Genomic DNA, 14311 nt, shown 5'->3' with positions numbered 1-14311 from the left:
GGCCCTTCAGCCGGAATCCGACGGCGGTCCTCCGCAAGTTTTTTACGAAGTATTTCAAATTTATTTACAATTATTTCAAAAAGAAATACTATTTTACATTTTCAATATCCAGCCAAACTTTTCGGACATGAATACGCTACGTTCTGATTTTCAGAAGGGGCAAACGCTGCTTGACTATTTTTACTACTGGGAAAAACAACAGCCCAGAAAAGTCTACCTGCGTCAGCCCCGGGGGGACCGCTATTTCGATTTTACCTGGCGCGAAGTTGGAAAACAGGCTCGTACACTGGCTACTTATCTCAACTCGCTGGGTTTACCGCCCAAAAGCAACATTGGTCTCCTTTCCAAAAACTGCGCCCACTGGATCATTGCCGATCTGGCCATTCTGCTCAGCGGCCACGTTTCGGTTCCTTTCTACCCGACCCTCACCGCCCGCCAACTGCGCCAGATTCTGGACCACAGCGGTTGTCAGGTGCTGTTTGTGGGAAAACTGGACAAATGGGAGGAGATGAAAACCGGGGTGCCCGAAACCGTTCGCTGCATTGCCTTTCCGACACAATCCACATCAACCGAGTTGACCGATCCGGCCTATACACAATGGGATGAAATTCTGCGGACCTACACCCCGATGACGGATAATCCACAACCGCATTCGGAAGACTTGTTCACGATTATTTACACCTCCGGCACCACGGGCCATCCGAAAGGCGTAATGATGGAGTACAAAGCAATGATCAGCGCCATCGATGCTACGAAACCGCTGATGGGCGTCGATGTGCCCAACCCGCGCTTTTTTTCGTACCTGCCGCTGTGCCACGTCGCCGAACGCAACCTGGTGGAAGCCCTCAGCCTGATAACGGGCGGGACGGTTTATTTTGTGGAATCCATGGCGACGTTTGCCCGAAACCTGGCGGCCGCCCGCCCGACGCATTTTCTGGGCGTTCCGCGAATCTGGCTGAAATTTCAGCAAAACATTCTCGCCCGCCTACCGCAGCAACAGCTCGACCGGCTGCTCAACATCCCGCTGGTTTCGGATCTGGTCAAACGCAGCCTGCGAGTGGCGCTGGGCCTGAACGACGCCCGGCTGATCCTGACCGGAGCGGCCCCCACACCCGTAGCGCTGATTCGCTGGTTTCGGCAACTGGGCATCCGGATTCAGGAAGCTTACGGCATGACCGAGAATCTGGGCGTGGTGTCGCTCATGCCCGTCCGGCAGAGTATCGACGGCAGCGTCGGAAAACCGTATCCCGGCATTCGGCTAAAATTTGATGCTGTTACCGGCGAATTGATGACGCAGTCCGACTGGACCATGCGGGGTTATTTTCGGGAACCGGAAATGACCGCAGCGGCTCTGGACGCCGACGGCTGGCTGCACACCGGTGATGTTGGTTCGCTGGACGAAGACGGTTTTCTGACCATTACGAGTCGCGTGAAAGAAATTTACAAAACCACCAAAGGCGAATTTGTGGCGCCGGCCCTGATCGAAACCGGGTTTGCCGAAAACAGTTTTGTAGACCAGATCTGCGTGGCCGTGCAGCAGCTTCCGCAGCCGATTGCGCTCATCGTGTTGTCAGAAACCGGCCAGAAGGCCGACAAAGGCGAAGTTTCCCAAAGCCTGGAGGAGACGCTCAATCTGCTGAATCCGAACCTGCATACCTATCAGCGGGTCAAGAAAGCCGTGATCGTCAAAGATTCGTGGACGGTTGACAACGACATGATGACGCCGTCTTTGAAAATCAAGCGAAAAATCATCGAATCGCGCTACCAACCCCACCTCCAGCCCTGGCTCGAGCGGGAGGAGACCGTGATTTGGGAGAAGGAATGAATAATGAATAATGAATAATGAATAATGAAATATATTACTTAAAATATTGACATATAGACTGTTACGCAACTAACGAGTTATTCGCTAATCATTTAAAACCAGCAAGCCGTCGGAATTACATTCCGACGGCTTGCTGGTTTTATCGACAAAGTGGACGAGAATTAGCGGGTCAAATCGGCCAAACCCGAAGGCTTAGTTCCGCGCCAGAACCACACGACTTACCTGCGTTTTGATGGCAAATGATTGAGAAATGCGCTCTTTTCCGTAGGCCACTTCGATGGTATAGTGACCATCGGCCAGTTGTGACAAGTCAAACACGCGACCTACCTGTTCTTTTTTCGACAGGACGCCGTTGTACAGTTTGTTGTTGGAATCATCAGCGATCGAAACGTTGATTTTATCATCGATAGCCTGATTCACCGTTACTTTAAATTTCAGGTTACCAACTTCCCGGATCGAAACCGCATTGGCTTTCGTTTCGGCTTTCGGGCCGTCCAGTACACGGGCATCAGCCGTTGAAGGAGTTACTGCCAGGACCGTAGTTGCGGCCAGCATCGCTAAGCCTAATTTTACGTTATTGTTAACAAAATTTGTTTTCATGATCTTTCTTAAGGTTGTATTCAGACTCGTTATAGTACAATAAACAATTTGCTTACCCTACCAAACTCTTGTCGACTGCTTTGTTGACACAAATTTATACATCACTGAATACAAGTCAATTACCTAATTATTAATTCTGAAAAAGTTGTTTATAATTTCAAGGTTAACCTTAGAAAAGTTCAACACTTTACGGTTGTTTACTACTAATACTTTAAAAAGTGAAATGCCTCTTTTGCCAACTATTTTTTGGCACTTATTGAATAATGCAAACTATTCCTGATGGAATGAAAAAAGTCCCGGCGGGCTGCGTCGGGACTTTTTTTTCAATCTTGTACTTAACGAAGAAATAATCTTATTTTACCACAATAACCGGAAGTTTAGCGAATACTGATGATAAAATAAAGTTAGTAAGATCCGCTAAAACCGGCTTCCCGGAAAACTACCAGAGATGTTGCGGATACTGCCCCTCGTCGTGCAGGCGTTTCAGCGAAGCCTGCACCAGCGGCTTGTCTTCCGGATACGTTACCCCGAACCATTCCGAGCTGCTCCGGAACACCTGGCATTTTCCCTGGTTCCGCTGAATCAGGTTGGTCATGATCGTGGGAATATAAAACTCAGCTTTGGGCGAATGGTAATTGGCGCGGGCATAGTCGGCAAACTGCTCTTTCGCGTACGGAAAAACCGACGGTTTAAAACCCCAGAAATTCATCGAAACCGGTGTTTCGGGCGTCAGGGGGGTTAGGCCGTCGGCTTCTTCAAACACAATCTGCCCCGCCGGTTCGCCCTCGCCCAGCCGGTAAATCTTGGTCCGCTCGATGACCGACGCCAGCGTCTCGTCCGCGTTGAGTTCGCAAACCCCCCGCGACACCGAACCGTACTCGGATAAAGTATTCTGAATTTCGTAGCCAACCAGCGCGTGAAGGTCCTCATCGGAATCGTTCACGAGAAAATCCGCCAGAATTTTAAACGCTTCCTGACCGTAAAAATCATCGGCATTGATGATCGCAAACGGCGTGTCGGTTTGCTCCCAGGCACACAGCATGGCGTGACCCGTGCCCCAGGGTTTGGCCCGCTGGACCGTGCCCAGCTCCTCCGGAACGTAGGAATCCAGCGCCTGAATGGCAAAATCAACCTCCAGCTTTCCGTCCAGCTTCGGCAGAAAAATCTCCTCAAAATCCTTCCGCAACTCCTCGCGGATAATGAAGACCACTTTTCCAAAACCGGCCCGGATGGCATCATATAACGAATAATCGATGATGGTTTCGCCGTTCGGACCAAATTGATCCAGTTGTTTGATTCCACCGTAGCGGCTGCCAATCCCGGCGGCCAAAATCAGAAGTGTGGGTTGCATCAGGTTCGTTCAGTTGAGATATCTTGAATAGAAGGTCTAAGCGCGGGCAAAAATAAGGAAATGCTGCTTGGTCTGTCGCCGGATTCCCATTAAATGACGAAGACGGCTTGGAATTCCACAAAATCAAATTATAAGAAAATTTATTCCTCAAATTGTTCAATATATCCATTCGTTTCGTTAATATTGTAAGCAAGACAATAGTTAGTAAAACAAGTAGTTGTCATCCTTCATCACCATGCCATTCTATCATACACTCGGAAAAATCCCGCCCAAGCGGCACACCCAGTTCGAAAAACTGCCGGGCCCGGCAGGTGCGGGCGGTTTTTATTACGAGCAGCTCTTTGGCACGATCGGTTTTGAAGGCATGTCATCGCTGCTGTACCACCTTTACCGGCCCACGATGGTAAAAACCGTGTTGGAAAGCGTGGATGTGTCGCCCGTTGTGGCCGTTGAAAAAAACATGCTTTCGCGCAAGCTGCTCGGCTTTCAACTGGAACCGACGGAAGCTGATTTTCTGAAAAGCCGGGTTCCGTTGCTCGTCAACAAGGACCTCATTGTGGGTCTGGCGGCTCCAACCGGCTCCATGACCGATTATTTTTATAAAAATGCCGATGCCGACGAACTCCTGTTTATTCACCGGGGTTCGGGCAAACTGCGGACCCTGCTCGGTACCATTCCGTTCGAATACGGCGATTACCTGCTGATTCCGCGCGGCATGATCTACCAGATCGAGTTTGACCTGGCTACGCAGCCGCGTTTATTGTACGTAGAATCACATTCACCGATCTACACGCCCAAGCGGTACCGCAATCAGTTCGGGCAATTGCTCGAGCATTCGCCTTTCTGCGAACGCGACATCAAACGCCCGCAGGATCTCCAAACCCACGACGAAACCGGCGACTTTCTGCTTAAAATCAAAAAACAGGGCGCCCTGCACTCGCTGGTCTATGCCACACATCCGTTCGATGTGGTGGGCTGGGACGGTTATAATTTTCCGTACGGTTTTTCGATTTTCAATTTTGAACCGATTACGGGCCGCGTTCACCAGCCCCCGCCGGTCCACCAGACCTTCCAGACCGACGCCTTTGTGGTGTGTTCGTTTTGCCCCCGGCTGTACGACTACCACCCGAAAGCCATTCCGGCGCCGTATAACCACTCCAACATCGACTCCGATGAAGTGATTTATTACGTGGACGGCGATTTCATGAGCCGGAACGACATTGCGCCGGGCCACATTACGCTGCATCCGGGCGGCATTCCGCACGGGCCGCACCCCGGGGCGATGGAGCGCAGCATCGGCAAAAAGGAAACGCACGAATACGCCGTCATGGTCGATACGTTCCGGCCCCTGATGCTAACCGAAGCGGCCCTGCAACTGGACGATGGAACCTATTTTCAATCGTGGCTCGAACAACCCTCCGCTTAACTCAGTAGAACGCTGCTTAACCGCCGAGCGGTCAGGCGGAAATAAATCAACAGACGATGGAAACACTGGAATTCAATCAAACAAAACCGCACCGGGACAAAACCGACTTTCTGCCCCTGAACGGCACGGACTATATTGAACTGTACGTAGCCAATGCGTTGCAATCGGCGCATTATTTTCAGACCGCTTTTGGTTTTCAGCCGCTGGCACATGCCGGGCTCGAAACCGGCTGGCGCGACCGCGAATCGTACGTGGTGGTTCAGGGAAAAATCCGGCTGGTGCTGACCTCCCCTTTGCACGGCGGCACCGACATCGGGCAACACATCGACCAGCACGGCGACGGCGTTCGGGTGGTGGCCCTGTGGGTCGATGAGGCCACCAAAGCCTTTGAAGAAACCACGCGACGGGGTGCCAAACCGTATCTGAAGCCCACCCGCGAAGAAGATGAAGCCGGTTTTGTCGTTCGCTCGGGCATCCACACCTACGGCGATACCGTGCATGTTTTTGTGGAGCGAAGTCAGTACAACGGCGTTTTCCTGCCCGGTTATAAAAGCTGGGAACCGGAGCACCGCCCGGACGAAGTGGGTCTTCACTACGTCGATCACATGGTGGGCAACGTCGGCTGGAACGAAATGAACACCTGGGTAAATTTCTACGCCAACGTGATGGGTTTTCGGCAGCTGGTGTCTTTCGACGATAAAGACATTTCAACCGACTACACGGCCCTGATGAGCAAGGTCATGAGCAACGGCAATGGGCGCATCAAATTCCCGATCAACGAACCGGCCGAAGGCAAAAAGAAGTCGCAGGTGGAAGAATACCTGGATTTTTACGGTGGACCCGGTATTCAGCACATTGCCGTAGCCACCGACGACATTGTTAAAACCGTCACGGATTTGCGCAACCGCAACGTGGAGTTTCTGAAAGTTCCGGATGCGTATTACGACGACCTGCTCGAGCGCGTGGGCCAGATCGACGAAGAAATGAACGCCCTGCGTGCGCTCGGCATTCTGGTCGACCGCGACGACGAAGGCTACCTGCTCCAGATTTTCACCAAACCGGTCGGCCCGCGCCCCACCCTGTTTTTTGAGATCATTCAGCGCAAAGGGGCCCAATCCTTCGGAAAAGGCAACTTCAAAGCCCTTTTCGAAGCCATTGAACACGAGCAGGAATTGAGAGGAACGCTTTAGTTCGTTTCACGTTTGAGGGTAAAGGTTTAACGTCTTCCCGTTGACGCCACGCATTAACACCTTAAACGTGAAACTCTACCCCTTAAACGATCATGTTTCAGACCTACCACACCTACACCCCCGACGATCAGGCGGTTTGGCAGTTGCTGTTCGAACGGCAGGTGACGCAGTTGCCGGGAAAAGCCAGCCAGGATTACCTGGACGGCATCGATAAAGTCGGTTTTGTGGCCGATCACATCCCGGACTTTGAACGCGAGTTGAATCCCCGCTTGCAGCGACTCACCCAGTGGCGGGTTTCGGCGGTGCCGGGCCTGATTTCCAACCGGGATTTCTTCGAGCTGATGGCCAGTCGCAACTTCCCGGCAACCACCTGGCTGCGGAAGCGCGGGCAACTCGATTATTTGCAGGAACCGGATATGTTTCACGACACGTTCGGGCACGTGCCGCTGCTGGCGAATCAGCCGTTTTGCGATTTTCTGGCCGCGCTGAGCCGGATCGCACTGGCGCACGTCGATCACCCGGAAGCGATCGAAATGATTTCCCGGCTCTACTGGTACACGGTTGAATTCGGCTTGATTCAGGAACCGCCCGGGTTGCGCATCTACGGCGGTGGGATTTTGTCGTCGCCGGGCGAAACGACCTACAGTTTGTCGAGTCAGCGCCCCGACCGCATCCCGTACGAGGTCGGCAAGCTGCTGCAAACGCCGTATATCATCGACCATTATCAAAACCAGTACTTCGTGATTGAATCGTACGAACAGTTGTATCACTCGATTCCGGAAATTGAAGAAAAGCTGGAAGAATTGCTAGTCAGTTAGTTTGGACTATTTTTGTGGTTGGTTTTTGTCATGTTGCTTCGTAGTGTGATAAAACTAAACAACGTTAACAGCCAACCGACGCATGACGCACCCTTCCGATCACCGGGCTTACTTTTTCAAGATCGACACCACCATCAAGAAAATCCGGAATGTGCTCCAGAAGCAGTTCAACGAAGCTGGTTTTGACCTGACGGTCGATCAGTGGGTGCTCATCGACCACCTGTTCCGGAATCCCGGCATTAGCCAGAACATTCTGTCGGACCTGACCACCAAGGATGCGCCAACCGTTACCCGGATGATCGATCTGCTCTGCAAAAAGGGCCTGACCGAGCGCCGGATGGCCGAAGACGACCGCCGAAAATTTCTGGTTTTTCTAACGCCGGAAGGCCAGCGCAAATACGACGAGGTGCTGCCAACGGTGGTCGACATCCGGCGAAAGGGCTGGGGCGACCTGAACGAAGAAGATTACCAGCATTTCGTCCGCATCATGGATTCGATTTACCATAATTTTAATGAATAAAAGGAGGAAAGAATGAAGGAAGAAGCGCTACTGCGACTTTCATTCCCTTCTTCCTCTCCTCCTTTCCCTCCTCCTTCCCATGACCCTTCCCTACGGCATATTCAGCACTTCCGAGACGGGGCCGCGCGTGGGCGTCCGGCTTGACAATCAGATTCTTGACCTCGAAAAAAGCGGCCAACTCGGTTTTTTTGATGATCTGTCGTTTGATCAGGCGGTTTTTAAAAAACCGGTGCTGAATGATTTTATGGAATTGGGACGCCCGGTTTGGCAAACCGTTCGTCAGCGCCTGCTTGATTTGGTGAATGATCCCGAAAAACCGCTCGACGCGTTCGCGAATTTGGTGCTGATTCCGCTGGAGCAGGCGACCCTTCATCTGCCCGTTCGCGTCGGCGATTACACCGATTTTTACGCCAGCGAAGAACACGCCAGCAACGTGGGCCGGATGTTCCGACCGCAAGGCGATCCGCTGCTGCCCAACTGGAAACACCTGCCGGTTGCCTACCACGGAAGAGCGTCGTCCATTGTGGTGTCCGGAACGCCGATCCGACGACCCAACGGGCAGTTTTTAGGCCCGGATCAGCAGCCGGTTTTTGGTCCTTCGCAGGCGCTGGACTTTGAGCTGGAATTGGGAATTATCATCGGAAAACCGTCCAGCCTGGGCGAAGCGGTGCCGGTATCCGAAGCCGAAGCTCACGTGTTTGGTTTTGTGTTGTTCAACGACTGGTCGGCGCGCGACCTTCAACGTTGGGAATACCAGCCGCTGGGGCCGTTTCTGGGTAAAAACTTTGCTTCTTCCATTTCGCCCTGGGTGGTTCCCCTCGAAGCGCTCGATTCGTTCCGGACCGATGGTCCCAAACAGGTTCCGACGCCCCTTCCCTATCTTCAATCAGCCGCGCAGTCCCATTTTGACATTGAATTGGAAGCGGTTTTGCAACCCGCCGACGGCCCGGGCGAAACCGTGTTGAGCCGCACCAACGCCCGGCATCTTTACTGGAGCGTTGCCCAACTCATTGCGCACCACACCGTCAACGGTTGCAACCTGAACGTCGGCGATGTGCTGGCCACCGGCACCATTTCCGGTCCCACCGCCGATAGCTGCGGGTCGTTGCTCGAATTGAGCTGGAACGGCACCCGGCCCATTTCGCTGTCCGGCGGTTTTTCGCGGACTTTTTTACGCAATGGCGATGCGGTTATTCTGCGCGGCTGGGCGGGCGAAAAACAGGTTGATTTTGGCGAGGTACGTGGTGTTATTGCGGGCTGAGAACCGGGGGTTGAAGCGGCAACTTCTCAATTGCCACTTCCGGAAAAACCGCCTTATTTAATCCGAAAACCAAGTCCCAGCGTTGCGCTGTGGCCATCGGTCGAAAACCGGTTGATCTTTGACCCCAAATTTTTCTCAATCAGGGCGTTAACCGACCAGCGCCGACCCAGGTGATACCGGGCACCAACGCCAACGTGGGCCATTCCGTACGAAAACCGGTCACGATAGTGCGCCAGAACCCATTCATTCAGCTGGAAGTACCGATAATGGGCTTGCCCGTAAAAGTACCCCGCCTGCCCAAAAACCGATAGCCGATCCGTGCGCAGGAAATGATACTGGGTAAGCAATCCGGCCCCCAGATACTGGTTGCCATTCGGGCCGTTGTAATTGTAACGCCCTTCCAGGCGCAGGGCCCAGTTGTTTTTAAGGAAATACTGTGCATACGGCGTAGCGCGCAGAAAACCGCCAACGGCATTGCCCCAACCGGCTCCAACGCTCACGCCCACCTGGAACTGGCCTTGCGCTAAAGCCGGTTTTTCCGCTTTTGTCTGCGCCCAGCTCCCAAGCGGCAACAGCAGCATGATCCCTAATAATTGTTTTTTCATGGCAATCGATGGGATGATTTTGAGGTAAGGTAGCAGAACGGCAGGAAGATTATCCGTCCTTAACCTATTTTAAAATGGATAAAGGATTGCCTATCATTTCATTAAAACCAGTACGCACATCAGGGCAGAACTATTTTTCCGACAGGGAGGATGCAGCGCAGTTAACAGACAACCCGGAATGCAATCACGCGGGGTTTGATTGCCGGACGCCGAATACTCTTTTTTGCATTAATGGATTAGTATCGGCCCGATTGTTGCACTTTTTGGAGATAAACTTTGGTTTAATTCAAACTAAGCCCTCATATGACAAAACCAGTAGACGCCTTTCTTGCCGACTACAAACCTGAGATCCGTGATATTGCTCTGAAGGTCAGGGAGTTGGTTCAGCGTATTTTACCCGAAGCTTACGAATCGGTGCATACCGGCTATAAAACCATTGCCTACGGAACCGGGCCCCGGATGTCGGACGAAATCTGTTACATTGCCCCGCTCTCGTCGAGCGTTAATCTGGGCTTCAATTATGGAACCCAGTTGCCCGATCCCAATGGTTTACTCAAAGGAACCGGCAAGCTCCTGCGCCACATCAAGTTTGAATCGCCGGACGAAATTGCCGCACCCGGCATTACCGAATTGCTGGAAATTGCCAAAAACCACGGGAAATTTTAGTAGAATGATGAATGATAAGTGATGAATGATGAGTTGCTGTGCAGTATGAATGCGTTAGCCAATTCATCATTCATCACTACTACCTCATCATTTCATTTCTTCACTCCCATCCGGTTCAGGTAAGCCGCCATTGGCTCGAGGTCCATCTGCTTCCGGCGCTGATCCAGGTTGGCCTCATCTTCAATGGGATACACGTCTTTCTGTCCCTGATTATTGATGTGAATCTGGGTACCGTAAATCTGTTTTTCCTTTTTCTGAACCTTCACCTGATCGGTCAGGAAAGCCACGCCGGCTTTGTCCAGTTCGCCTTTCTGGGCCGCTTCCGTCACCATCGGCAGGTATTTTTCGTGAACCGCGCGGTCGGTGCTGTGCTGAATGATCAAAAACGCGACCTGATCCAGCGGTTGCCCCACGGCGGTTTTGCCCGGATACCCACCCACCTGACTAATGATCTTCTCGACTTCCACCAGGTGTTCCTTGTCCATGTCCTTGATTTTCTGGCGGGCGTCCTGCGCTTCTTTCGCGCCCCAGCCGTATTGTCGTTCTACGGCATCATAGGCCGCCCGCTCTTTCTGGTCTTTTTCGTAGAGCTGGGTCAGCCGCTTGCGCACATCCGCCAGATTGGCCGTACTTTTCGTGGTCTGTGCCCATAAAGCCGTACTAATCAGACACAGGGTAAGAAGAGAAAGGAATTTCGTTTTCATGATTGTAAATCAGTAGCTTACTCAATGGTGATGTGATAAAAACCGCATTTCGTCCGCAAAGTTTAAAAATTAAACGTCCCCACAACTTTAGTCTGTGAAAAATTGGGAATGACAATCGGATCGGAAATGGCCCGGTTTTAGACCGGATGCGGCCCGACCGTGGCAACGTTAATAGCCGACCGAGGTATTGTCCGCCCGCGGGTCCGAAGCGCCTTCGAGCGTGCCGTCCGGCCGAAGCAGAATGCAGTCCATGCGCCCCAGCGAGTTGGTGAGCTGTTCGAGCTGGTAGCCGCGCGCCTGAAGTTTTTGCACGGTTTCGTCCGAGAAAGCCCCGTTTTCGAACGTCGTTTTATCGGGCAGCCACTGGTGGTGAAATTTCAGGGCGTTGACCGATTGCTGCATGCTCATGCCGTGCTCCAGCACGTTCAGGATGGTCTGGTAGACCGACGTAATGATGGTCGAACCGCCCGGCGTGCCCACCACCATGTACAGTTTCCCGTCCTGCTCCACAATTGTCGGCGTCATCGACGACAGCATCCGTTTGCCCGGCGCAACGGCATTGGCCTGATTGCCAATCAAACCGTACATGTTGGGCGCGCCCGGTTTGACGCTGAAATCGTCCATCTCGTTGTTCAGCAGAAAACCGGCTCCGCCCACCACCACCCGGCTGCCGTAGCCGCCGTTCAGCGTCGTCGTGATCGAAACCGCATTGCCTTCGTGGTCCACCACCGAAAAATGCGTCGTTTCCAGGCTTTCATACCCCGGCAAAACGCCCCCTTTCACCTTTCGGCTGTCGGTAGCCTGCGCCCAACTAAAATCCGACCAGCGGGTTTGCAGGTAGTTTTTTTCAATCAACTGGTCAACCGGCACTTGCACAAAATCCGGGTCGCCCAGAAACTTGGCGCGGTCGGCATACACCCGGCGCTCGGCCTCGATCATCACCTGCACCGTCGAATCGCTGTTCCAGCCCCATTTCCGCAACGGATACGGTTCGACCAGCTTCAGCAGTTGCAGCAGCGCCACCCCCCCGCTCGACGTAGGCGGCATTGTGATGATGTTGTAGTTCCGATACTGCCCCACCAGCGGCTCGCGCCAGACGGCGTGGTAGTTTTTCAGATCACTTTCCGTCATAATCCCGCCCCCGTTCTGCATTTCCGCCGTTAGGAAGCGGGCGGTTTCGCCTTCGTAAAAACCGGCCCGGCCCTGCGCCTGAATCCGGCGCAGGGTTTGCCCCAAATCCGTCTGAATCAGCACCTCACCGGTTTTCCAGTCGGTGGTGTCGGTTTTCATGAAATAGCGTTTGGTGGGATTCACCGCCAGGAACGACTTTTTGGTGCGGTTCAGGCCCAGGGCTTCGCGCTCGGTCAGGGCCACGCCTTTTTCGGCCAGCTCGACGGCGGGTTGCAGCACCTGCGCCCAGGTCAGTTTGCCAAATCGCCGGTGCGCTTCCACCATCCCATCAACCGAACCCGGTACACCACTGGCCAGATGACCGGTAATGCTCAACTGCGGAATGACGTTCCGGGCCGAATCGAGGTACATATCTTTGTGGGCTTTTTCGGGCGCTTTCTCCCGGAAATCAAGGGTGTAGGCCCGTCCGGTTTTGTCGCGATAGACCATAAAACCGCCCCCGCCCACATTCCCGGCACCCGGATACACCACCGCCAGCGCAAATTGCACCGCCACGGCCGCATCAACGGCATTGCCCCCCGCTTTCAGGATCTTGGCCCCCACCTGCGACGCTTCCGGATGGGCCGAAGCGACCATCCCGTTCTTTCCGGTAACCGGCTGCCGATCCGAATAATACGGTCCGGTTTTGCGGGCAACGGTCGTTTTTTTTTCGTTATCGTACTGGTAAACCCCGGAACTCTGGCGAACCCCCGGCGTTTGCGAACCCGTTCGGCAGGCTCCCAGCAGCGCCAGCAACAGAATTATGGTATTTTGAAGAGAAAGCGTTTTCTTTTTCATCAGTTGGGCGGTCGTAAACCACTAATCTACAAAAACTAACCAAACATCCTCCGAAACTACCTTCGCTTGTAAATCGTTTGGAATCTACCAAGCGGCCTGATACCTTTAATTGACCATAAAACCGCAATCCCTTGAAATTCCTCCGTCAGACGTACGAAAGCTTCCGGTTCGCGTGGCAGGCCCTGCGCTCGAACCTCCTCCGGACCACGCTCTCGCTGCTGGGTGTGACCGTCGGTATTTTTGCCATTATTGCGGTTTTCACCATTGTCGATTCGCTGGAACGCAACATCAAAGACAGCCTGTCGGGCATTGGTGATAAAGTCATGTACATCCAGAAATGGCCCTGGGGATTTGGCGGAGGAGAGTACCAGTGGTGGAAATATTTTCAGCGGCCCGAACCCTCCCTCGAAGAATTCAAATTTTTATCCGAAAAACTGGAAACCGCCCAGGCGGTGGTTGCGATGGATTTTCGCGGGCAGGTAACGGTTAAAAACGGCAACAACAGCATCCAGGCGCTCGTTCAGGGTACGTCGATGGAGTACAACCTGATTTCGGACGTCCCCGTTGAACAGGGGCGGTATTTTTCGCAGCAGGAAATCGACGCGGCTCGGAATGTGACCATCATCGGCGCCGACATTGCCGAATCCCTGTTTCCGGGGCAGAATCCGATCGGGCAGGAATTTAAACTGAACGGCCTTAAATACGTGGTCATTGGCGTACAGGAACGCAAGGGCGAAAGCCTGCTCGATTTTGGCGGCAATCCCGACACCAAATGCCTGATTCCGATTGGCGCCTTTGCCAAAATGTACCATTCCGTTTATCCCAGCATCGACATTGCCGTAAAGGGGTTCGACACGGATGAGGGCCTGCTCGAACTCGAAAGCGAGGTTCGGGGGCTGATGCGCGCGCGCCGGGGACTAAAACCGCTCCAGGATGACAATTTTGCGCTCAACCGCCCCGAAGCAGCCGCGCAGGCCATTTCCGGGCTTTTCGCCGTGCTGACGGTAGCGGGCTGGGTCATTGGCAGCTTCTCGATTCTGGTGGGCGGTTTTGGCATTGCCAACATCATGTTTGTCTCGGTCAAAGAACGCACCAACATCATCGGCATTCAGAAGTCGCTGGGGGCTAAAAACTACGTGATCCTGTTCCAGTTTCTGTTTGAAGCGGTTTTTTTAAGTTTAATTGGCGGTGGCGTCGGCATTTTGCTGGTTTATTTGTTATCCTTTATAAAGTTGGGCACGCTGGAAATTATTCTGTCCCCGGCCAACATCATGCTGGGGCTGGGTGTTTCGAGCATTATCGGTACGGTTTCCGGAATTTTACCGGCGCTCGTAGCCGCCCGACTCGATCCCGTTATCGCCATTCGTTCGAAATAAG

The 14311-nt window shown here is 53.1% G+C and carries 13 protein-coding genes; 8 read left to right on the top strand and 5 right to left on the bottom strand.

Annotated elements, in window-relative coordinates; translation table 11 throughout:
• Positions 1 to 127: 127 nt before the first annotated feature.
• A complete protein-coding gene (locus tag ACYVHX_RS26640; protein WP_460674755.1) occupies positions 128 to 1825 on the top strand; it encodes an AMP-binding protein in 1698 nt (565 codons plus the stop codon).
• Between the two features lie 192 nt (positions 1826 to 2017).
• Here the strand turns inward: ACYVHX_RS26640 and ACYVHX_RS26635 are convergent, their stop codons facing one another.
• Both ACYVHX_RS26635 and ACYVHX_RS26630 read right to left on the bottom strand, forming a co-directional pair.
• Complete coding sequence (locus ACYVHX_RS26635) at positions 2018 to 2425, bottom strand: hypothetical protein (RefSeq protein ID WP_460674754.1); 408 nt, start codon at positions 2423 to 2425, stop codon at positions 2018 to 2020.
• Positions 2426 to 2864: 439 nt separating this feature from the next.
• On the bottom strand, positions 2865 to 3776 hold the full coding sequence (locus ACYVHX_RS26630) for a nucleotidyltransferase family protein (RefSeq protein ID WP_460674753.1): 912 nt from the start codon (positions 3774 to 3776) through the stop codon (positions 2865 to 2867).
• Positions 3777 to 4011: 235 nt separating this feature from the next.
• Here ACYVHX_RS26630 and ACYVHX_RS26625 point away from each other — a divergent pair, with 235 nt between their 5' ends.
• The 5 genes from ACYVHX_RS26625 (at position 4012) to fahA (ending at position 8991) form a co-directional block, all read left to right on the top strand.
• A complete protein-coding gene (locus ACYVHX_RS26625; protein WP_460674752.1) occupies positions 4012 to 5202 on the top strand; it encodes a homogentisate 1,2-dioxygenase in 1191 nt (396 codons plus the stop codon).
• A gap of 56 nt (positions 5203 to 5258) precedes the next feature.
• Positions 5259 to 6392: a 4-hydroxyphenylpyruvate dioxygenase gene (gene hppD / locus ACYVHX_RS26620; RefSeq protein ID WP_460674751.1), complete on the top strand. Its 1134-nt coding sequence runs from the start codon at positions 5259 to 5261 to the stop codon at positions 6390 to 6392.
• Between the two features lie 92 nt (positions 6393 to 6484).
• Positions 6485 to 7210, top strand: coding sequence for a phenylalanine 4-monooxygenase (gene phhA / locus ACYVHX_RS26615; RefSeq protein WP_460674750.1), 726 nt, complete (start codon positions 6485 to 6487; stop codon positions 7208 to 7210).
• Positions 7211 to 7292: 82 nt separating this feature from the next.
• Complete coding sequence (locus tag ACYVHX_RS26610) at positions 7293 to 7730, top strand: MarR family winged helix-turn-helix transcriptional regulator (protein WP_460674749.1); 438 nt, start codon at positions 7293 to 7295, stop codon at positions 7728 to 7730.
• A 79-nt stretch (positions 7731 to 7809) separates the two neighbouring features.
• Positions 7810 to 8991: a fumarylacetoacetase gene (fahA, locus tag ACYVHX_RS26605; RefSeq protein WP_460674748.1), complete on the top strand. Its 1182-nt coding sequence runs from the start codon at positions 7810 to 7812 to the stop codon at positions 8989 to 8991.
• A 53-nt stretch (positions 8992 to 9044) separates the two neighbouring features.
• Here the strand turns inward: fahA and ACYVHX_RS26600 are convergent, their stop codons facing one another.
• Complete coding sequence (locus ACYVHX_RS26600) at positions 9045 to 9596, bottom strand: outer membrane protein (protein WP_460674747.1); 552 nt, start codon at positions 9594 to 9596, stop codon at positions 9045 to 9047.
• A 303-nt stretch (positions 9597 to 9899) separates the two neighbouring features.
• Between ACYVHX_RS26600 and ACYVHX_RS26595 the strand changes: the two genes are divergently transcribed.
• A complete protein-coding gene (locus tag ACYVHX_RS26595; protein ID WP_460674746.1) occupies positions 9900 to 10262 on the top strand; it encodes a DUF1801 domain-containing protein in 363 nt (120 codons plus the stop codon).
• Positions 10263 to 10354: 92 nt separating this feature from the next.
• On the opposite strand, the gene ACYVHX_RS26590 is transcribed toward ACYVHX_RS26595, so the two are convergent.
• Together ACYVHX_RS26590 and ggt are read right to left on the bottom strand one after the other, a co-directional pair.
• Entirely contained in the window at positions 10355 to 10966 is a 612-nt protein-coding gene (locus tag ACYVHX_RS26590; RefSeq protein ID WP_460674745.1) for a DUF6624 domain-containing protein, read from the bottom strand.
• A 168-nt stretch (positions 10967 to 11134) separates the two neighbouring features.
• Positions 11135 to 12934: a gamma-glutamyltransferase gene (gene ggt / locus ACYVHX_RS26585; protein WP_460674744.1), complete on the bottom strand. Its 1800-nt coding sequence runs from the start codon at positions 12932 to 12934 to the stop codon at positions 11135 to 11137.
• Positions 12935 to 13065: 131 nt separating this feature from the next.
• Between ggt and ACYVHX_RS26580 the strand changes: the two genes are divergently transcribed.
• Complete coding sequence (locus ACYVHX_RS26580) at positions 13066 to 14310, top strand: ABC transporter permease (RefSeq protein ID WP_460674743.1); 1245 nt, start codon at positions 13066 to 13068, stop codon at positions 14308 to 14310.
• The last annotated feature ends 1 nt before the right edge of the window (position 14311 follow it).

The sequence above is a fragment of the Larkinella ripae genome (genome assembly GCF_054780775.1).
This window is presented reverse-complemented; position numbering and strand designations above follow the sequence as displayed.

Bases quoted from the DNA above. Each gene is read 5' to 3' on its own strand.
- ACYVHX_RS26640 (WP_460674755.1), top strand. From the start codon at position 128: ATGAATACGCTACGTTCTGATTTTCAGAAGGGGCAAACGCTGCTTGAC.
- ACYVHX_RS26635 (WP_460674754.1), bottom strand. From the start codon at position 2,425: ATGAAAACAAATTTTGTTAACAATAACGTAAAATTAGGCTTAGCGATG.
- ACYVHX_RS26630 (WP_460674753.1), bottom strand. From the start codon at position 3,776: ATGCAACCCACACTTCTGATTTTGGCCGCCGGGATTGGCAGCCGCTAC.
- ACYVHX_RS26625 (WP_460674752.1), top strand. From the start codon at position 4,012: ATGCCATTCTATCATACACTCGGAAAAATCCCGCCCAAGCGGCACACC.
- hppD (WP_460674751.1), top strand. From the start codon at position 5,259: ATGGAAACACTGGAATTCAATCAAACAAAACCGCACCGGGACAAAACC.
- phhA (WP_460674750.1), top strand. From the start codon at position 6,485: ATGTTTCAGACCTACCACACCTACACCCCCGACGATCAGGCGGTTTGG.
- ACYVHX_RS26610 (WP_460674749.1), top strand. From the start codon at position 7,293: ATGACGCACCCTTCCGATCACCGGGCTTACTTTTTCAAGATCGACACC.
- fahA (WP_460674748.1), top strand. From the start codon at position 7,810: ATGACCCTTCCCTACGGCATATTCAGCACTTCCGAGACGGGGCCGCGC.
- ACYVHX_RS26600 (WP_460674747.1), bottom strand. From the start codon at position 9,596: ATGAAAAAACAATTATTAGGGATCATGCTGCTGTTGCCGCTTGGGAGC.
- ACYVHX_RS26595 (WP_460674746.1), top strand. From the start codon at position 9,900: ATGACAAAACCAGTAGACGCCTTTCTTGCCGACTACAAACCTGAGATC.
- ACYVHX_RS26590 (WP_460674745.1), bottom strand. From the start codon at position 10,966: ATGAAAACGAAATTCCTTTCTCTTCTTACCCTGTGTCTGATTAGTACG.
- ggt (WP_460674744.1), bottom strand. From the start codon at position 12,934: ATGAAAAAGAAAACGCTTTCTCTTCAAAATACCATAATTCTGTTGCTG.